The organism is Priestia abyssalis, from assembly GCF_002019595.1.
Classification (GTDB): Bacteria; Bacillota; Bacilli; order Bacillales; family Bacillaceae_H; genus Bacillus_BA; species Bacillus_BA abyssalis.
The window spans coordinates 2,651,090-2,669,933 of the sequence record NZ_KV917369.1; the positions used below are offsets into that span (position 1 = coordinate 2,651,090).

Annotated in this window: 14 protein-coding genes, 6 tRNA genes and 1 other RNA gene; 3 read left to right on the forward strand and 18 right to left on the reverse strand. The window is 43.5% G+C overall.

Features of this window, described 5'->3' with window-relative positions:
* Positions 1–15: 15 nt before the first annotated feature.
* The 16 genes from BK575_RS12520 to BK575_RS12605 form a co-directional block, all read right to left on the reverse strand.
* Positions 16–87 (reverse strand) — tRNA-Glu (locus tag BK575_RS12520).
* A gap of 1 nt (position 88) precedes the next feature.
* A tRNA-Ser gene (locus BK575_RS12525) sits at positions 89–179 on the reverse strand.
* Between the two features lie 174 nt (positions 180–353).
* A tRNA-Gly gene (locus tag BK575_RS12530) sits at positions 354–427 on the reverse strand.
* Between the two features lie 115 nt (positions 428–542).
* Positions 543–616 (reverse strand) — tRNA-Met (locus BK575_RS12540).
* Positions 617–644: 28 nt separating this feature from the next.
* Positions 645–909: signal recognition particle sRNA large type (ffs, locus tag BK575_RS12545), an RNA gene on the reverse strand.
* A gap of 228 nt (positions 910–1,137) precedes the next feature.
* A tRNA-Arg gene (locus tag BK575_RS12555) sits at positions 1,138–1,211 on the reverse strand.
* 197 nt (positions 1,212–1,408) lie between these two features.
* Positions 1,409–1,493, reverse strand: a tRNA-Leu gene (locus tag BK575_RS12560).
* A gap of 517 nt (positions 1,494–2,010) precedes the next feature.
* The gene (locus tag BK575_RS12565) at positions 2,011–2,376 is read right to left on the reverse strand and encodes a VOC family protein (RefSeq protein WP_078410673.1); all 366 of its coding nucleotides are present in this window, start codon (positions 2,374–2,376) and stop codon (positions 2,011–2,013) included.
* A 248-nt stretch (positions 2,377–2,624) separates the two neighbouring features.
* Positions 2,625–3,266 carry a DNA alkylation repair protein gene (locus tag BK575_RS12570; protein ID WP_078414768.1) on the reverse strand — a complete coding sequence of 214 codons (642 nt, stop codon included), beginning with the start codon at positions 3,264–3,266 and terminating at the stop codon, positions 2,625–2,627.
* A gap of 48 nt (positions 3,267–3,314) precedes the next feature.
* Positions 3,315–3,593 (reverse strand): hypothetical protein, encoded by a 279-nt coding sequence (locus BK575_RS12575; protein WP_078410674.1) that lies wholly within the window; start codon positions 3,591–3,593, stop codon positions 3,315–3,317.
* Positions 3,568–5,205, reverse strand: coding sequence for an SWIM zinc finger family protein (locus tag BK575_RS12580; RefSeq protein ID WP_078410675.1), 1,638 nt, complete (start codon positions 5,203–5,205; stop codon positions 3,568–3,570). The genes BK575_RS12575 and BK575_RS12580 overlap by 26 nt, the downstream gene beginning before the upstream one ends.
* The gene (locus tag BK575_RS12585) at positions 5,181–6,287 is read right to left on the reverse strand and encodes a VWA domain-containing protein (RefSeq protein ID WP_078410676.1); all 1,107 of its coding nucleotides are present in this window, start codon (positions 6,285–6,287) and stop codon (positions 5,181–5,183) included. Before BK575_RS12585 ends, BK575_RS12580 begins: the two co-directional genes overlap by 25 nt.
* Complete coding sequence (locus tag BK575_RS12590; RefSeq protein WP_078410677.1) at positions 6,277–8,580, reverse strand: DUF5682 family protein; 2,304 nt, start codon at positions 8,578–8,580, stop codon at positions 6,277–6,279. Before BK575_RS12590 ends, BK575_RS12585 begins: the two co-directional genes overlap by 11 nt.
* Positions 8,541–9,647 carry an ATP-binding protein gene (locus BK575_RS12595; RefSeq protein WP_078410678.1) on the reverse strand — a complete coding sequence of 369 codons (1,107 nt, stop codon included), beginning with the start codon at positions 9,645–9,647 and terminating at the stop codon, positions 8,541–8,543. Before BK575_RS12595 ends, BK575_RS12590 begins: the two co-directional genes overlap by 40 nt.
* A 15-nt stretch (positions 9,648–9,662) precedes the next feature.
* On the reverse strand, positions 9,663–13,097 hold the full coding sequence (locus tag BK575_RS12600; protein ID WP_078410679.1) for a DUF4132 domain-containing protein: 3,435 nt from the start codon (positions 13,095–13,097) through the stop codon (positions 9,663–9,665).
* Positions 13,098–13,295: 198 nt separating this feature from the next.
* On the reverse strand, positions 13,296–13,658 hold the full coding sequence (locus BK575_RS12605) for a hypothetical protein (protein ID WP_078410680.1): 363 nt from the start codon (positions 13,656–13,658) through the stop codon (positions 13,296–13,298).
* Between the two features lie 136 nt (positions 13,659–13,794).
* Between BK575_RS12605 and BK575_RS12610 the strand changes: the two genes are divergently transcribed.
* The gene (locus tag BK575_RS12610; RefSeq protein ID WP_078410681.1) at positions 13,795–14,046 is read left to right on the forward strand and encodes a hypothetical protein; all 252 of its coding nucleotides are present in this window, start codon (positions 13,795–13,797) and stop codon (positions 14,044–14,046) included.
* 1 nt (position 14,047) lies between these two features.
* Here BK575_RS12610 and BK575_RS12615 read toward each other — a convergent pair whose 3' ends face one another.
* Positions 14,048–14,512 carry a RidA family protein gene (locus BK575_RS12615; RefSeq protein WP_078410682.1) on the reverse strand — a complete coding sequence of 155 codons (465 nt, stop codon included), beginning with the start codon at positions 14,510–14,512 and terminating at the stop codon, positions 14,048–14,050.
* 322 nt (positions 14,513–14,834) lie between these two features.
* Here BK575_RS12615 and BK575_RS12620 point away from each other — a divergent pair, with 322 nt between their 5' ends.
* Positions 14,835–15,050, forward strand: a complete 216-nt coding sequence (locus tag BK575_RS12620) for a hypothetical protein (RefSeq protein WP_078410683.1) — start codon at positions 14,835–14,837, stop codon at positions 15,048–15,050.
* A 247-nt stretch (positions 15,051–15,297) separates the two neighbouring features.
* Here BK575_RS12620 and BK575_RS12625 read toward each other — a convergent pair whose 3' ends face one another.
* Positions 15,298–16,254, reverse strand: a complete 957-nt coding sequence (locus BK575_RS12625) for an MBL fold metallo-hydrolase (RefSeq protein WP_078410684.1) — start codon at positions 16,252–16,254, stop codon at positions 15,298–15,300.
* Positions 16,255–17,494: 1,240 nt separating this feature from the next.
* Between BK575_RS12625 and BK575_RS12630 the strand changes: the two genes are divergently transcribed.
* On the forward strand, positions 17,495–18,742 hold the full coding sequence (locus tag BK575_RS12630; RefSeq protein ID WP_078410685.1) for an NADP-dependent malic enzyme: 1,248 nt from the start codon (positions 17,495–17,497) through the stop codon (positions 18,740–18,742).
* The last annotated feature ends 102 nt before the right edge of the window (positions 18,743–18,844 follow it).

Here is an 18,844-nt window from a genome sequence, read left to right on the forward strand (position 1 = left end):
TGTTTTTTCATTGGATGACCCGTACGGGATTCGAACCCGTGTTACCGCCGTGAAAGGGCGGTGTCTTAACCGCTTGACCAACGGGCCGTGGCAGAGAAGAAGAGATTCGAACCATCAAGCCGGTTACCCGACCTACTCCCTTAGCAGGGGAGCCCCTTGAGCCACTTGGGTACTTCTCTGTATGAATGTATTTAATTGAGAATATTGCGGTTCTTAGTCTTCGTTCCTTAGTTGTCTAGCTGCGGCTCCTATCTTCTCGGTCGTTTCACTTCTATCCATGAAACCAAAGAACGGTTTCCCGGCCCGAAGCGCTAACGTCTTTCGAAGATGAACAGTCGCCTTCGCATTTCTTTTGGAGCGGGTGATGGGAATCGAACCCACGACATCAGCTTGGAAGGCTGAGGTTTTACCATTAAACTACACCCGCAGTAATGGCGGAGAGCAAGGGATTTGAACCCTTGAGGCAGCGTTAACCGCCTACACGATTTCCAATCGTGCTCCTTCGGCCACTCGGACAGCTCTCTATATGGAATCATTTAAAGTAGCGGCGGAGGGAATCGAACCCACGACCTCACGGGTATGAACCGTACGCTCTAGCCAGCTGAGCTACGCCGCCGTATATGGTATTTTATAGAGTAAAAACACCGTGCACCCATCGTTGATACGACCACCTAAGCGTTACTTGTGCAGTTAGCTCGATCAGGCTTGTCTGCGGCACACAGAAGAATCCACTTATGGCTGCTTCCTTCCGGACCTGACCAGGTTCATGGGTTTCTGTTGCGCAGGACCCGATTGTCAACACTACTTGCACAAGTCAGACCTTACATGAATCGTACCGCGGATGGGAATTCAACCCCGCTAAGGCGGATTGCGGGTTACAGGGCACCGCCATCTCCCCATCTAGCACGGTATGTATCATCATGTTTAAGAACATAACTCCCACTTATGCCGTCCTTCCAATCTGTTTTGTGAACCCGCGATCTCGCAGGCGGGTTTCCACATGTCGACGTTCCTGCGATCTTCGCTTATGGGGAGGCATGGCATCTGTCCACAAATATAAGAATCCCGATCAAACAGTACGGTTCAAAACAAATAGGAATAACGTATACCGCAGGATATGTGATTAATCATTTCAAGCGCGCCCGACAGGAGTCGAACCCATAACCTTCTGATCCGTAGTCAGACGCTCTATCCAATTGAGCTACGGGCGCATTTTTCAGTGATTGTCTAGCTACGGCTCCTAATCTTTCGGTCGTTTCCCTTCTGCCCATGAAACCAAAGAACGGTTTCCCGGTCAGAAGCTCCAACGCCTCTCAAGATTGAACAGTCGCCTTCGCTTGAAGTACATGGATGTACAAATGAAGACGTTGCAACAGGACGTTGCCGTTCTTAGTCTTCGTTCCTTTGATGGTACCGGTGGTCGGGGTCGAACCGACACTCCTAACGGAACACGATTTTGAGTCGTGCGCGTCTGCCAATTCCGCCACACCGGCATGTTTTAAATGATGATCCGTAAAGAACTTAAACATTGGACTTTTGATTACAAGTCCGCTGCTTTCTTTATTGAACTGCACCAGCAATTTCAATAAAGGTTGTTTTGCCGGCTACAGAAACTATCTTACCCGATAACTTCGTAGAAATCAACATCTGCGAATATAGAAATTTTTGTTATCGGAAAGTAACCATCAACGAACCCTTTCTTTTTGTAAGGATGAATCAACAAAATTGCTTTACTCTTTTGATTCATCTTCCTGATGTAAAGTAACAAGAAAGTCATTTTATTTTAAAACTGCAACACAGAGAACCCCGTTCTAATTTTTTAAGACGAGGTTAAAATAAAGTTGTTTAATTTTTGATGTAAAATACTTTACCACAATATCTAAAGCTTAGCTATCCGTTAACCAATCATGAAGCCATGCTTCACCACAGAAAATGTCAGACAATTACGTTCTTATATGGTAGTTGAAAAACATCGTTGAGAATTTGAACAGAATAAAAACCTCTAGCTGTTTATGCTTCTGTATTAACTTCAGACACTCCAAATAGAAGTCCTTGATTATCTAAACAATAGGCAAAGTAACCCATATTGGGAACAGCAGTTTTAGGTATCACTACTTGTCCGCCATTTTCAGTAACTTTTTTTATGTACTCGTCGACTGAAGGTACCTCAATAGAATTAGTAGTTCTGGTAGCCCCATCAGGAGATTTCATTAATCCCCCATCGATACCGGGTTTATCGCTTTCACCTGTAATAATAAACCAATAATCTTGTGGACCAGGCATTTTTTCAAATTTCCAACCAAAACTACTTGAATAAAATTCGATAGCTTCTTCAGGATTTGGAACTTGAAATTCAAATCTAATAACTTTACTCATTTTAAAGCCCTCCTAATATTTTTTTCTTACACAAAAATGATAAAAGAACAAACGTTTTCACTCGATGTTAATCAGAAATAATTTCCTCTTTATCTTTTGGAGAAGATTTTCCACCTAAAAAAGTCATTCCCCTGTAAGATAAGGAATCGACATTTTTAATTTGTTTTACGATCGGACCCTATTAAGATAAGTATATAGCTTGTATTAGTCAGCATGGGCAAAGAATAATGTTGAATCCCGACGTTTCTTCAGTTCAAATATTTGCTTCCTTCACGAATGCTTAGTTTCGGCAGGTCGTTTTCTTCTATAAACCGTTTGACCGAAGCTGGATTGGTCTTCGAGTATTCTCTTAAAGCCCACCCTATCGCCTTTTGAATGAAAAACTCCTTGCTGTCGGCGTTTTGTTTTATATATCGATACAAACGTGCTTCCTCTGTTTCCTTTTTATATTTTAGTTGAAAAAGGATGGCCGACCTTTGGAGCCATAATTCGTCTCCGTACGCCCATCCTTCTATTGTTTCTAGAATCACTTCAGGGTAATCCTTTGCAATTTTCCCGACAGACTTTGAGGCTAACAAGTCGACTGTGTCCCACCATGACTTTGTTGTAGTTAACGTTTCCATAAGCGGGAGATGTTCTTTCCCGAGTTTCTTTAAAGATTTTTCGATATAGTCCAGAGCAGCATACTGATACTCCCGCTCGTTTTTTTCCCATAATGCCAAAACAAAGTCGGGTTGAAAAGGCTGTTTTAACAGCTCACTCTCTTCGAGGAACTTATTTAGTATTTCTCTTCTTACCGGAGATTTGATGCCCAGAAAAGGGAAATGGTCTTTCATATACTTTTTCATCGGAATCGCTTGTTCTTCGTTACGGCTCGCTTCAAATAACATCTCTAGTTGATTTAATTGGTCCAATTTTTTTGTCTCCTTTAGTTTTTTCTATAAGTGAAGCATTTCAATCCGGACAATCTGAATATATTGCTGCAGCTTGCAAAATGCCTCTGTCAATCTGCCCTTTTCTTCATTATGTAAAAAACGCGCTTTATTACGTTCTTCCTCCATGATAAGCAGCTGTGTGACAGCATAAGAAAGGCCGTAACGTTCGCATTCTCTCTTCATCTCCAGAAAGAAGGACGGAGGTAAAGCGCCTGCTCCGGAGCTCAACAGCTCATCTAGAACCTCTTCTAATTCATCAATAACGCGCAGAATTTCGATCATAGATGCTTCCCCCTTCATTAAGGGTAATGTTCAATATTTCTCCAGTTTCTGTATATAATACAATTGGTGTAACAACCAGTTTTCCGCCCTCCTGATAAGGATGAACGAGGAGACGCTTTACTCCTGGAGAATTCATATACATTTTGACACGGCTGACCATGTGCTCGTTTCCAGGTCGTTTCATCAACTGAAGGTGAAGCGTTTTACCGGATTTATCGATGAGCGGGAGAATCCATTTTTGTTGCTGTTCATGAAGAAACCATTCTCCTGTTTCCGCCGCCTCTATACAAAATATAGCCTGTTTGCTTGCCACTGTCTCATGTTGCTTTATTTTTTCCAGCAAGTCCATCCACGAATTGAGAAAAAGAGAAGGCCAATTTCCTACATTTGTTTTCCCTTCTATTTGCCCTATTGTGTGAGAACTCGAGGATAATTGAAAATCAACATTTAGTTTCGCATCCTTCAAGCGAAGGATAGAGCGGGACAATTCGAAACCGTCCCCGATAGCTCCCCATGGTGCCTGATTCTCATGAAGCATTTCAGGCGTCGTTTGGCTCCCTTCATAAAACAGGGGGCGCGATTGTGAATACGTGATCCACTTCTCCTGCTCCTGATGATAAAAATAATAGGTTACACCAACATAACCGGACTTCGTTTGCCAACCGGATGCCCCGAAGCCATGCAACTTAAGCGGCGGAACTTCATAATAGTCGGAACGGTAGGCTCTTTCTTGCAGACGATGTCGCTCCAGCAACAAAAGCTGTTCATAAAGAGCCGATAAGGTTTGACGGTAGGACGCCGATTGAAAAGACGCATGCTTTTTCCTATAAAGTGCAATGTCCGTCGCCAGCTTACGGAATAAATTCTCTAATTTTGCCAACCTCAAAGATTTTGCTTGTACAGAAAGTTGTTCCAATTCATGTACTGTACTTTCCGTCATCCGGGATAATCCAAGGTGAACCATTCGTTCAATCACCTCTTTAAAAGACGCCAGCTTTTTCGGTGCAATTATGAGAGGCGGTTTTTCTTCTATTTCGTGCAACATCCCTTTCTCCTTTTGGTATACATAGACCGCTTCCGCTTTGTGGCGGCATATTGCGTTCGCTTTGCACGTACAGATTGCATCCGCTGGCGATTTAGCTGCCAAAAACCGGACTGTCGTATTCTCTTCAGGAAACGAAACAATCAAGACTGCCCCTTCTTCAAAAATGGGGTTAAGTTGGAATTGCTGTCGAAAAAGGATTTCCCCCCACACTTTTTCTGAAACGATACTGCTCACATCTAGATTCAATAAGAGGGAAAAGTCAGGCTTGATCGTTTGTGTTTCACCTTCAAGCGTCTCCTTAGCGGCTAACAGTGCCATGATGACATGCTTGCAAACGGTGCGGGCGCCGCATGTACAGGAGTAACGGCGAATATCCCCTGTAAATGTGACAACCGTTCCATCCGCAAGTTGCATTCGTGCCACGCTCTCGTCTAAATTGATCTGGACGTTTGGCGCCGCCATTAAATCTTTTACCGCTCTCTTGTATGTGCCTTTGTTCGACATCGCCGCGAAATAGGTTTCGTCAATAGAAGGAAGAATTGCTAGGAAATGATGGATGCGATCCATTGCGCCAACCTCCCCGGTGTCAGCGCTGCAACATGTGCGCCAAGCATCGCCATTTTTTGGGCAGCTTGTTTATCATAAAAAGGCTGTGCCTCTGGGTCAAGAGACGTGAGCACAATAAGTTTTGCCCCCGACTCGATAATGTTTAGCGCCTCCTTGTACATTTCCGCATAACTTCCTCCCTCGTATAAATCCGTGATAAGAATGACAATGGTTTGGTGCGGTGCTTCCGTCTTGTCCGCTGCATAGCGAAGTGCCTGAGCGATATAGGTTCCGCCTCCAAGCTGTACACTCATAAGCGTTTCAACCGGATCATCGATGCGATCCGTCAAATCGACAACCGATGTATCAAAGATAAATAAATCTGTCTTAAGTGTTGGCAAACTCGCGAAAATACCCGCCATAACCGCACTGTGAACGACAGAATCCAGCATGCTTCCGCTCTCGTCCACTGCAAGAATGACCCTCCACGGATTGACATATCTTGTTGCCCCATAAAAATAAGGCTTCTCAATACGAAGGACGTTGGCTTCTTTGTCAAAATGCTTCATGTTTTTATGAATCGTTTTCTTAAAGTCGAAATTGCGCATCACGCGGACCTGGCTGGAACGATTGCGGTCCGGCTTTCCATTTAAAAACGGTTTTATTTCTTGTTCTAACGTGTGACGCAGTTCCTCGGCTACGGTTGCAACGATGCGTTTGGCCGTAGCCAGCACCTCCGGCTTTATATGGCCTTTAAACTGTAAAATGCACTTTAGCAAATTCATATTCGGTTCCATCTTTTCAAGTGTTTGTTTATCCTTCAGCAAAGCGGTCAGCTCGTACTTTTCAAGCGCATGTTTTTCCATGAGTTCAATCGTTTCTTTCGGAAACAACTCACGTACTTTGGAAATCCAAGAAGGCACTGTCAATTGGGAAGGGTCCAGTGATCCGCCGCGCTCTTCTCCCCGTTCCCGTTCGTATAAAAATTCCAACACCTCGTCCATCTTCCGATATGCGGCGTCTTCTTTCTCGAACGTTATTTGATCATCCGCATATTTTCCAAGTATGAGGCGCCATCGATTTAATGAAATGTTACTGTCCATTTTCCAATCCTCGTCTCGCCAAAATCTCTTGTGCTCTCCTATCCAGTTGAATTGCATATGTGAGCACCTCTTCCGCAACGGCTTCTTCTTTTATCGCTTTTTCGGTTGTGTGATACATTTGGGCAATCTGTCTTGCCATTCTGTCCACCTCAAGCGGGGTGAATTGACTGAATAAAAGCCGCATATACGGCAATATCTGCAGGAATGTCTCTTCATCAAGCTCTTGCAGCACATGAGACAGTCCGTTCAGCAGCGACTCGTTGTAAAGAAAGATATCTTTGGCGGCGCTAAATAATCCGGTCAAGAATAACGGAACTTGCTTTTGCATTTCGCCGCTTCCGTAAAAATATCCTTCTGCCGCTCGAATGATATCGTCAATGTTCCTCTTTTCAGCGGAAATCAGAAGTCCTAACACCGCCCCTTCCACCTGGCTGTCCCGTTTCTCTTTTTGTAAGTAAAGCTCCAGTACATCAATGAAATGCCCATCTGCAGGCTGTAAAGTGTACAAGTGGATAAGTTTTTCTATGATGACATTCGGCTCTCCACCATCCAACACAGAGAACAAGGAAAGTGCCTTATGCCGGGCATACTCCGACTGATGAGCGGCTTTCTCCATCTGTGACAAATAGTATGCACAGTTCGTCATCGACACGAAGTCTCCATCCTCCCCAATCGCCTCATCCACTAAAGTGGCATAGATCGCATAATCGGAAACTACCCCGCTCCAATAGGCTTCTGCCAATGATAGAGCGATTTCTCCGGCATGGCCTTTCGCTTTATGCAGCTTGGTCAGCAGCAGCTCCTGCACGGCTTCTTCCAGCGTTCCTCCATATACAGATAAATCAATGAGCGCACTTTCCACTTGAGCCGAGAAACGATATCTCCATGCCTCTCTCATTAGATGAATGTTTTGCTTTCGTACGAGATTAGGTCCGCGCAGCTTTTCACAAAACGGGATTTCTAAAAAAGCAAGCTGGTGGAAGAATTGGCTTAATCGCTGATGCCGTTCTTTCTTATAAATATCCAAAGTCGTTTCATGGGGGACCGTAGAGCGGACAGGAAGGCGAAAAGACCGAGCAAGCGCGCGAAAATCGTGGACGAGCGGCGGGACATCCGCTTCTGCTGGAAGCTTGCCCCGTTTCGTTCCTTGAAGGCTTATGTGCAGCTGTGTCAACGATTTATCTGAAGGTGACAGCTCTCCTTTTACAAATGTGTTGCGCACCGCATCCGTCAGCTCATACAGTCCCGGCTGCATTTTCCCTCGAAGTCGTGCAAGTTCCCGGATCATTCTGGCCGCTTCAATCTCATCGGCCATGGAGATACCTTCTTTTTTCAGCTGCCTGGCGACTTTTAGCATAAATTGTTCGGCTGCCATGCCGCTGCGGTTCTCCCATATGTATTGATAAAAAGCCGGTGCCGGTATTCCACTCTCATAGCCGCTCGCCGGATCGCTTTCTGAAAAAGAGTAGGGCATGAGATAGGTTTTCGCATGTGCCGTAGATAACGGGCCCTTAGAATGTGTTTTCTTTTCTTCTCCCAATTCAAGAAGCCCCTTCACATGAAAGCCTCCTGTAATCACAAGCACTCTTCTGTACTTTTTGCTCGCTTTTTCAATTTCCTTTGCCATATGCATTTCTCTCGCTGTACACCCATCCTCCTCCAGCATCTCCTTTGTATAGTCCGTGCGTGTGTAATAGCAATAATCAAAAAGCTGTCGAATAAACTCCTCGCTTGTCATCTGGAAGCCTTGCAGTTCAAAATATTTCTCCCAAAATTCGTGAAAGCTTCGGCAGCCTGTTCGTTCAGAAAGCATCCGCACATATTGGCTGTACCGAAAGTATTGCTCACTCTGATCTACCTGTTCTGTCTTTCTCGTGACAAACAAGTAGTCTTTATAAGGAAGATCAATGAACACAGCAGGTATGCAGCGGGCGGCTCCCTCTCGCAGCGCAACCAATTCCGGTGAATAGTCGAGAAATGGATAATACGCACGGTATTTTCCGTTGCCTCCTTTCCCAAGTACATCGCTTTTATCGTCATAGCTGCAATAGAGGCAAATAGGCGCCTGACTGTCCTCACTTACAATGTGCGGGATAAAAGGAGTGCAGTCAGCCGGGCCCTCAATCAGAATGATATCTGGTTTGTAGTGTTCAATCGTCTTCTTTACATGAAAGGAGCATGCGGGACTGTGGTGCCGAATGGGAACATACACAATGTTGCGGCTTAAATCGTAAGCCTTTTGGAACAACGATTCTACTTCAGCTGTTTGCGCGCTTCGAAAAATGCCTGCCATGCAGCCCCTCCTGTTTGGCTTCGTTGTTTGACGATGCTTCTGAAGTAACTGCGCAGCTTTTCTAAATCATCTCTGTTCTCTTTCGCAATCGTTCCTGTCAAGTACCGGACAAGTGCGTCCATTTTTACATACCCGTTCCCGTAATAATAAGCATCCATGGCACTTTGATAATATACTGATACTGCTTCTGCGGTACTCATAACGGAAGAAGGCTGATCAATCCGTTTTCCCTCTGCCGTCGCTCCTTCCCGAAGTTCATGAAAAGCGGTAGCCAGCAGTTCGACGATTGTTCTGTCTACTTCTGGTGTCACGCCGGAAGCTTGCAGCAATCGAGTGACCTGCGACTCGATGATTTCAGCTTCGAGTTTTACATCTTTGATTGGCTGTACCGTTTCAAAATTAAAACGGCGCTTTAACGCACTGCTCATTTCATTAACCCCGCGGTCGCGCGTGTTGGCGGTGGCAATGATATTGAATCCAGGTCGGGCTGGAAGAATTCCTTGCTCACCAAACTCCGGAATGTTCAGTACCTTATCGCTTAGGACACTGATTAAAGAATCCTGCACTTCCTGCGGGCAGCGCGTCAGCTCCTCGAACCGAGTGAAAATGCCTTGTTCCATGCCGACAAAAAGCGGGCCGGGTACAAGAGCCTCTCTGACGGGTCCTTTTGCCAAAAGAAGCGCATAGTTCCAGGAATACTTAATCGTATCTTCTGTCGTCGCGGCTGTTCCTTGGACCGTGTTGCGGCTGTTCCTGCAAATGGCGGCAGAAAGCAGCTCACTCAGCATCGTTTTTGCCGTCCCCGGCTCTCCAATCAACAAGAGTCCACGGTTTCCTGCCAATGTGACAATAGCTCGTTCCACAAGCGGATCATCTCCGTAAAATTTACGGCTGATGATTACTTCTTTTCCTTGCCAAGGGAGTGGCTCATCTTGCCCGAGGATAAATGCCCGGACGGCTCGCGGCGATAATCGCCAGTTTGGAGGTTTGGGAAACGAATCGTTCGCTTCCAGGGCGTTAAGCTCCCCTTCATATAAATCTTCCATCAATGGTTTAATCGACTGCATATCCCAATTCCTTTCTCATCGCTTGCTGCGCCAGTTTTCATCAAACCCAAGGTTCGGTTCGGACGCCCGGCTTACGTCATACAAAATTTCGCTGAAAAATCGTTCAGGCACCTGTTTTGGAGCGATTCGTCTTGCATCGTCAATTTCATCGTATTCGTATGAACCTCGTTTTACCGTACCAGCTTTGTAAAATTGAATGTCAAATAAGCATACGTCATCTTCCTCATACCCGACCGGCGCCCCTTCAAATGAAAGCTCTGCTCCAAGTCCTGTACGAGTGTCTTCTTTATAGAACGTATCGTAAAAGCCCCCGTCTTGAACGGACCCCCGGCTCCATCCGTATTTCGTCATCTTGCCCAGCAAGGAACGGCCGTTGATCTGAATGCCGCCAAACCTTTCTACCGCCACTGTTTCATTTTCCTCTACCTGGAATACATGGCGGGCAATTTGCGCGAATGGCTGAACCACCTCATAATCTTCCAACTGCTGCTTCCATGATTCCCGTTCTTCTTCGGATAACTCGAGCGGATGGACTAAACCTATGACGGTGTTCGGTGTAAGTTCGTGCTCTTCTTCCTCTATTGTATTAAATGTGCCGTCTTCCATGTAGCGGAACGTTGCCAGCAGCTTTCCTTCCTTGTACTCTCCCCAAATGAGCGAGATGGCAAACTGCTGCATGATCGGGTTTTCGACGAACAGGGATGTCCATGTCGCCTGCGACCAATAGCGGTGGAGTGAAAGAGCCATTTCCAATCGCTGTGTCTGCATCGTGACCATGCTTCGCAGCTGTTTCTTGACCGCAGACAGCTCGTTTTTTGCACGTTCTGCTTTTTCTCCATCATCTTTCGCATTTGGTTTTGGAAGGGATTTGATTTGTTTACCCTCCATCGTTTTCAGTTCAATTTTTAAACATGGAGTCAAATAAGCAATAAAAGTTCTGCTGCCGTAATCGATCGTCTTTTCACCGCGTTTGTTGAAACCGAGGTCCGGGATAAGCTGATCTTCGAGCGCTTCTTCTGTGAGTCCGCGCGTTTTGGCCGCAAGACGCAATGCTTCTTTTGCCGCATTGCGAACTTGCTTATGTTTATATTTAAAAGCCATGGAGCTGATGGCCATCAGCGCAAGGTGTGATGGAGACAGCGCCAGGGCCTGAACAGCTGAAGCGGCAATGGCACCCCGTGTGCCAAGTGCCCATTCGTCAATCTGCTTTTTAAGCAGAAGCGTCATTTCATCATCACTATGAATGCCGTATAACGCCAAAATACCTCGCTTCTTTGTATCCGCTCCCTGGGAAATCCAAAGCTGATAGAGGGCTTGCACGTTCTCTCTCAAGTCCTGTTCGTTGAGAACCAAAGCTATTGCTTCTGCCGCTTCCTTTTTTTCAATGGTTGAATCTGACATATATTGCTGGAAATAAGCAAGCGGGATGACTGCATCCGCAAAGGCGCTGGAATCTCGAAGACGGATTTGCGGCTCGAATCCGAGCCATTGAACAAGTACGCTTCTTTTTTGCGGTGTTAAAATACGCGCACAAAGGGCTTCTATACTTCCTGTTTCTCCGCCAATCTCTATATTGCCGAGGAGTGACGCAAATCCTTCCGCCAACGAAGCGTTTTTCTTTTCCTGCAACGCTTCCCGTACGAGCTCTGTGTATGTCTCTGATTTATAGTAAAGGAGCACCCGCATCGCTTGTTCTCTTACGGACTTCTTTTTGCTGCTCAGCTGCTTTGCCACATCTTCTGCGGCTCCTTGATCCTTTGTAAGTAACTCGACTGCAGCGGCCCGTACTTTTTTGGAAGAATCACCAAGACTTTGAATGAGTAGCGCGCGTGTTTGGACCGCATCATGCTCCGTCAGTTTCTCCAAAATGAAGACTCGTTCATCTGCGCTGTACTGTGCAAAGTCCTTCATGACAGAGACCCGTTCTTTCACTAAGAGATTGACGATGGCCGCTTCCGTGTTATTTTCCCTTTGACCGTACATAGACGCTTGAACAGCTTGTGAAACCGCATAAGAAACGAGTTCCTCCGCTGTTAATCCGAAGGACAGAAGATCTTCTAACATCCTTTCAGATGGGCTCCCACCGGCTGAAAACCTCGATAAAAGTTCATACAGCCTATGGTCATATTCGCCACCGAACTGAAGGCCAATCGCGGCTTCCCGTCTTGCTGCCTCGTCTATATCCCAAAGAAGAGCAATTTCCAGAACGGGAATGGGCCAGCTTGTGTTCTTATATTGTCGGCTTTGCAGCAAGTTTTTCATCTCTTCAAATGACGAACGGCCCGCTAAATAGTCACGGTATGCTTTATGGATACGGGACGGCTTAGACCGAAGCGCAAGCGTCACAAATTCTTCGCGGATTTTATTCCGATTCAGTTCATACCCTTTTTTCATCAATAGAACCGCTGCAAAAATATAGTGGCTTTTACTCAAATAGTTCAGCACACGCTGCGCGAATTCCGGCTGCTCTTCGACCATACGGAACAGACGCTGATATTCATATGTTTGATCAAAATCTAAATAGTCAAGGTCGTGCTGCATCAGACTGTAGGCGAAAAGTCTTTCTTCCGAGACACCGAACTGTTCACATAATTGTTGAAGCGATTCATACTTCTGCTCATTCAAACTCCATACTCTTCCAAAATAGTCGGAGTGGTCAAGATTCCCTTCTACATGGTCTGCGGCATACTTCATGAACGTTTTGGCGGAACCTTTGACCAGCAAATCCATATATCGCCTAGCCGTATCTGAGTAAGGATATACACGAAACAGAAGCATCCACGTTACATCAGGCAAAGACGATCCAATGCTTATCTCACTCGCGGATTCATTGCGAACGTATTTTTTCGCTGCTTCGATTTTCTCTTCCATCCCGCTCAGACGGAGAATATATGCCGCGTTCTCTTGAAGTTCTTCTTCCAATAAAGAAAGGTAGGATTGAAATTTTTTATTGTCTGTCTCAAACATCAATAAAAGCAAAAGCAGCTTCGGTTCGCCTGTCAGTGTTTGCACTTGGTTCTCAATATACGATGGGTCCTCATCAATCAGCTTTCGAAGGAACACATCCGCTTCATTTACGGAACGCGAAAGCTTCGTCAGCTGTTTACAAGCGAGAGTCGTAAGAACCTGCAGCGGAAGGCCGCTCTTTTCAAGATAAACCCTCATTTCGGGAAAACTGATATATGTAAAGCGAACGAGAACAGCATTTAATAATTGTTCCTCAAGCAGATGATAAAATAACCGGAAAAATACAGGACTTTTTTTATATGTTTTCTCAAAATCATGGACGAACTGCCAGGCAAAATCACGTCTTCTATTTTCACGGATTGTCGTTCGCTCAATCCGGTTTAATAGTTCTTCCTCTCCCGAATTTAAATAACGAATCGCCCATTCCTCCTGGACGAATGTCATGTTAAGATGCTGAAACAGCTGATGTGTACCGACTGCCATTTTCTTCCCCCCAGTTTTACTCTATTCAATGTCATATGTTATCTATCATGAGTATACTATATTACCTTTATCACGAACATATGTTTCTGTTAAATTTTTCAGATTCTCCTGTATTATGGAATAATTAGTCCCTCAGTGGATCTGTAAGAGGGAGACAATGGAAAAACGTTTAGGACTCTCTCCCTTTCATTCCATCATTTACTCCGTTTTAAGTTGAGAGAGCGTAAAGAAATCGTCATGGGTGGTCAGCCACAGAATATTTCCATTTTTCTCAAATACTCGTAAAGCTCCCATTTGTTCTTCCTTTCGTTCTTTCCAGCCGTTTCTCTCAATCTCGTTAAGATAGGCTTCTGGAATGCTCTGTATCTCGTTCGATTTTGTCCACTTATAAGAAGCGTATTTCTCGATTTTAGGATTTTTCGCTTCACCATCCTGCAATCGGGCGTCTTCAGGAACCGGAAAGTCGGCATTGATGGATGAAGGCTTGTAGAAGGACTGTTGACCGCATGCTCCTAAAAGAAAAAATATTAAGACAGCCACATAAAGGTACCGATTCTTCACTATTCCCACTCCTTCAAATTCTTGAGTTGAAATATGCTTTTCGTTATGTAATCATGACAGAAGGCATTTCCTATTACTGTAAATATCCTTATACCTTTTATCATATCATGATATTCTTCTAAAAAAGGAGAGACAAATGGGGATGAAGTTAACTTATTTAGTGACTGTCATCATGACAATCGTATTAGGACTGGCTTCGAGAAGCGGCTCCGACCTTGTGCCGCTATTTGTTGCGCGGCATGCCGGGGATAGCATGCTTTTCAGAATAAGAGACATACGCCCTTATCTTATGATATTTGCAGTTCAAAGCTATAAAAGAAAGGATGCTGCCCGCTTTTTAGGAAAAAGCCACGCAGCATCCTTTTCATATCGTTTTAGGCCGTATTGACTTAGTCATTAATGGCAATAACGAATTCAATTTCAACAGGAGTGTTGCTGGGAAGCTCTGCCACCCCTACTGCCGCACGCGCATGAATGCCTTTTTTGCCTAAAATCCGCTCCAGCAGCTCGGAAGCGGCATCGAGGACATTCGGCTGCCCTGAAAAACCGGGAGCAGACTGAACATATCCTGTTACTTTTAATACTTGTTCAATTCGATCGAGGCTGCCAATTGTTGTTTTTAAGGAGCTAAGCCCCTTTAGTACACACATTTCTGCCAATTCCCGAGCCTGTTCAATCGAAACCTCTGCTCCTACTTTACCTGTATAGGGGACATGTCCCTCTACTCTGGGAACTTGACCGCTAATATAAGCAACTCCATTGTGAATGACTACCGGAACATAGTGATACAGAGGCGCTGTTGCTTCAGGTAACTGTAAATCCAATTCTTGTAAACGCTGTTCAATTGTCTTCAATTTATCGATCCTCCTGTTATCCGTTTGTAATCTATGCTTCGGCCTAGGTGCTGTTGTCGGTAACTTTGATAAAAACTTCACTTTCGATGGGATACCAAATACCAACTTTGATTATTTAATATTCTCACCCTAACCGGTGACTCCTTCTTAAAAGAGTATTTTAAATAAATATTTTTCTGAAAGTCTCATAAAAGTAGAAAAGAAGATTCACTTTCGGGTTTTGATTTTATGAAGCTATCGTAAAATTGTAAATGGAGTTTTAAAAAAATGTAAATTAATAGGGAGTTAAGAGGAGATAGATTGAAATTTATGGAGGGAAATCATGAATAATCAAAACATAAACGAAACAACTGTTGCTATTGATTTAAAACGTTTCAAAGGGATGAAAGTTGAAAAAGTTCTCATCAACATGATTTCTGAGGGTTCAGCGGTTCTTGTTTTATCTGAACAAAGAAACCAGAAATATATTATTAAGATGTATAGTATGGAATGGAATGGAATGAAAAATATAGACGATATGTTCCCACTTATAAAATAGACTCGTTTACTCTTCTATCAAAAGCGGAGAAAGACCGTTTTGATGCGTACCTCGCTCCTAAAACCACATTGCAATCACTATTTTTGCAACAGACAGTTTGATTCAACGATCATATAACTATCAACTGTTCCATTCTACCAAAGGCTTGTTCTAACAAAATCTACTAAGCCGAGTAAGGCGCGAAATATATCAACACCAAAAAGCAAACCGCATCACTCGGTTTGCTTTTTGGCATGTATCCAATTTTTCACTTTCTCTTCTCAAAATAATCGACAATTCCCATGGCACAAACAGTCAAATCCAGCTGAATGGTCTCGGTAAAGTCTCGACTGAGGACCACATTTTGTTCTGTCAAATAGTCATTTACCATCTCAAATAGAGCTGTTGAGATAGCATCCGTTTTTTCTTCAAAAGACGTATTGTTTTGCTCTGCTATAATGCTCTCACCCTTTTTGACGAACAGAGGAAGCCAATATCGCAGTTGCTTGTATACAAGGCCAGGATGTTCGGACATGCCATAATGCCCAAAATAAATCCGCTCAATGTTCAAGTTTTCCATGCGATCAGCAGCTGCAAGCATCGCATGAGGATTGAATTGGTTTGGTGAAGTGGAAGGCAGGTAAAACTCCAAACCTTGTGAAAGCAATTCAGTATAATAGACGCCTACTGTATCTCCAGTGAACATTCCATCACTGTATGGATCATAAATCGAAAAATGGTGATTGGCGTGTCCTGGCGTATCAAGGAAAGTCAAGATACGGTTTGGGCCGATTTGAAGGTTCTCGCCGTCTTCTTTGATAATGAGCCTGTCTTCTGGTATTGGCAAAATTGGATAGAACAGCTCGTCGAACTGCTCGCCGTATACGGCACGAGCCCCTTGAATCAGTCTCGATGGATCCGCGAGATGCCGCTTTCCTTTCGGATGGACAATAATTTGTGCATTTGGACATTTTTCGAGCAATAACCCTGCCCCGCCCGCATGATCAAGATGGATATGGGTGACAATAATATATTTGATCTCTGCCGGGACAATCTCCAAATCTTCTAACCCTTTTAATAAATAAGGAATAGATGGGCTTGCACTAGTTTCAATGAGTGTGAGCTCTTCTTCATGAAGGACGTATGTACCCGTTCGGTTTTCCTTTCCTAAATCACATACATCGATCAAGGAAATGCCGAAACCTAAATCAATTGGTTTCATGATAAAATCCCCCTCTAACTATATATATTTCTTTTATTTTACATTTTTGAAAATGGTAAATCTATCTTCCTGCTCCCATGCTGAATATTTGAATTGAAACTCTTTCCCTTCACTTCCTGCATCCAACTCTAAAAACTTTTTCATCTTCTCGAATGATTATCTATTCATTCCCTTTGTTTATGGAGTTCATAACTTTTATTCATTTCACTTATATAATGAGCTGATGTAAAATTCTATATAAATATATAGAATCTTTTGAACTATTTTATGTTTTAACCTTAAGCGTACTGGGTATTAAGTATTAAAGCAGATGAAATTGCCAGTTCTGATTACGAAAATCATTGATTAGAAATATTAATGAAAGCGCTAACAAAATTTTTACAATATTTACCTATATCTTTTAGTAATGCTCTAATATGAAAAATAATTGGAGGGATCTGTATATGTATTACGTTATGTATAGCCAAACAGAAGAAAGAATTTGTCAAGATATCAACGAGGTAACAGAGCATCTTATCCAAGGCTGGAAGCTATATGGGTACACAGATAGTGAAAAATTAGCCCACTCTTTAATACATGAATGCAAGCATTATTAAGAATGAATGTTGCTTTGATACAAGCATAAAGACAAACTGAAGCAAAATGTCATTCACGTTCAAATCACTCATTAGGCGGCTGCTCCAAACAATCTAGGTATGAATTTTAATTTCTTATCATTTCCTCCATGCATGTGATTGCCATTCACAATATGAATCTGAGTGGCTGCCTGAAACATCTTACATTCTAGCGTCGTATTTTCTGATTTTTAATTGGCTAACCTTGCTCTGCTATAAGATTTATATGCTGCTTTTACATAATAATCAAAACATGTTTCTGACTCCCGCCATGTCAAAATAGTCATATGAACCATTAGCAATCGAAATAATCTCACCTTCTGAACTGAATCATTAAAATTCTACCGACAATTCCTCTCTCTGCGATTAGCATACGGGTTTTTCGTCCACTTACATTTTTCATTCACTCTATTTGCGCCCTCCTCCTTTAAATTCATCATAATCATAATTCAAATCCCAATTTTTTAAACATAGCCAGGGGTTCTATTAAGAATGGTTGGATTTTGTAATATTTTGATAATTTTTGTAGAAAGGCTTTTCATTTTGTTTTCCATTGTTCATAATATGTTTTGTTAGCAATCTTCTTAACTAATATCTATTAAATTATTGCGCAAAAGGAGAGCCAGAAAATGTCAACTTTACGTGAAGAAGCATTAAAGATGCACAAGGAAAATCGAGGAAAGCTTGGGGTTCATTCAAAAGTTCCCGTACGCAATGCAAATGATTTAAGTCTTGCCTATTCTCCAGGTGTAGCGGAGCCATGCTTGGAAATTCATGAAGATGAAAATAAGGCATATGAGTACACCATGAAAGGAAATCTGGTGGCCGTTGTTTCCGATGGAACAGCTGTCCTCGGTCTTGGAAATATCGGTCCGAAAGCAGCCATGCCAGTCATGGAAGGGAAAGCCTTATTATTCAAATCGTTTGCGGATGTCGATGCATTTCCAATTTGCTTGGATACAACCGATCCAGACAAAATCGTAGAAGTCGTTAAATTGCTGGAGCCTACATTTGGCGGAGTGAACTTAGAAGACATTGCAGCACCGCAATGCTTTGAAATCGAAGATCGATTACGAAAAGCTTGCAACATTCCGATTTTCCATGATGATCAGCACGGTACAGCTATTGTAACTGCTGCTGGATTACTCAATGCTCTCAAACTAGTTGATAAAAAAATAGAAGATATTCGCGTTGTGGCAAACGGTGCCGGTGCTGCCGGTGTGGCCATTATCAAGCTGCTTTTGCACATGGGTGTAAAAGATGTGATTTTATGTGATACAAAAGGCATCATCTATGAAGGTCGTCCTGTCGGGATGAATCCATTTAAAGAGGAAATGGCTCGCATGACCAATAAAGAACAAAAACAAGGTACATTGGCAGATGCGCTTAAGGGAGCCGATGTGTTTGTTGGAGTATCAGCTGCAGGTGCCATCACAAAAGAAATGGTGCGCTCCATGAATGATGAGCCGATTATTTTCGCAATGGCCAATCCTGTACCGGAAATCATGCCCCAAGATGCAAAAGAAGCTGGCGCATTGGTAGTCGGAACAGGACGCTCTGATTTCCCGAACCAGGTCAATAACGTATTAGCATTCCCTGGCATTTTCCGTGGTGCTTTGGATGTTCATGCAAAAGAAATTAATGAAGAAATGAAACTGGCAGCTGTCCATGCCATTGCCAAATTAATTTCGGATGAAGACCTTCATGCTGATTATGTAATTCCGCATCCATTCGACCGCAGAGTGGCGGCGCACGTCGCGGCAGCGGTAGCTCAAGCTGCAATGGATACTGGTGTTGCACAAAAGCATGTCGATACAGAACAAGTGAAAGAGCGCTTATTAGCTCTGGCGCAGGAAAATCCATCCGCTTTAGTCTAAACCAATTCTAACCTTTAGTAAGCTGGACTCTCATACGCGATAGATTCATTATTTAGTGCAATAAAATGGAAATGGACGATCCCAATTAGATTATTCCTATTG

Coding starts and splice junctions, on each gene's coding strand:
- BK575_RS12590 (WP_078410677.1), bottom strand. CDS start 8,580: ATGGCAGGCATTTTTCGAAGCGCGCAAACAGCTGAAGTAGAATCGTTG.
- BK575_RS12630 (WP_078410685.1), top strand. CDS start 17,495: ATGTCAACTTTACGTGAAGAAGCATTAAAGATGCACAAGGAAAATCGA.
- BK575_RS12620 (WP_078410683.1), top strand. CDS start 14,835: ATGAATAATCAAAACATAAACGAAACAACTGTTGCTATTGATTTAAAA.
- BK575_RS12565 (WP_078410673.1), bottom strand. CDS start 2,376: ATGAGTAAAGTTATTAGATTTGAATTTCAAGTTCCAAATCCTGAAGAA.
- BK575_RS12580 (WP_078410675.1), bottom strand. CDS start 5,205: ATGGATCGCATCCATCATTTCCTAGCAATTCTTCCTTCTATTGACGAA.
- BK575_RS12595 (WP_078410678.1), bottom strand. CDS start 9,647: ATGCAGTCGATTAAACCATTGATGGAAGATTTATATGAAGGGGAGCTT.
- BK575_RS12585 (WP_078410676.1), bottom strand. CDS start 6,287: ATGGACAGTAACATTTCATTAAATCGATGGCGCCTCATACTTGGAAAA.
- BK575_RS12575 (WP_078410674.1), bottom strand. CDS start 3,593: ATGATCGAAATTCTGCGCGTTATTGATGAATTAGAAGAGGTTCTAGAT.
- BK575_RS12610 (WP_078410681.1), top strand. CDS start 13,795: ATGGGGATGAAGTTAACTTATTTAGTGACTGTCATCATGACAATCGTA.
- BK575_RS12570 (WP_078414768.1), bottom strand. CDS start 3,266: ATGTTATTTGAAGCGAGCCGTAACGAAGAACAAGCGATTCCGATGAAA.
- BK575_RS12600 (WP_078410679.1), bottom strand. CDS start 13,097: ATGGCAGTCGGTACACATCAGCTGTTTCAGCATCTTAACATGACATTC.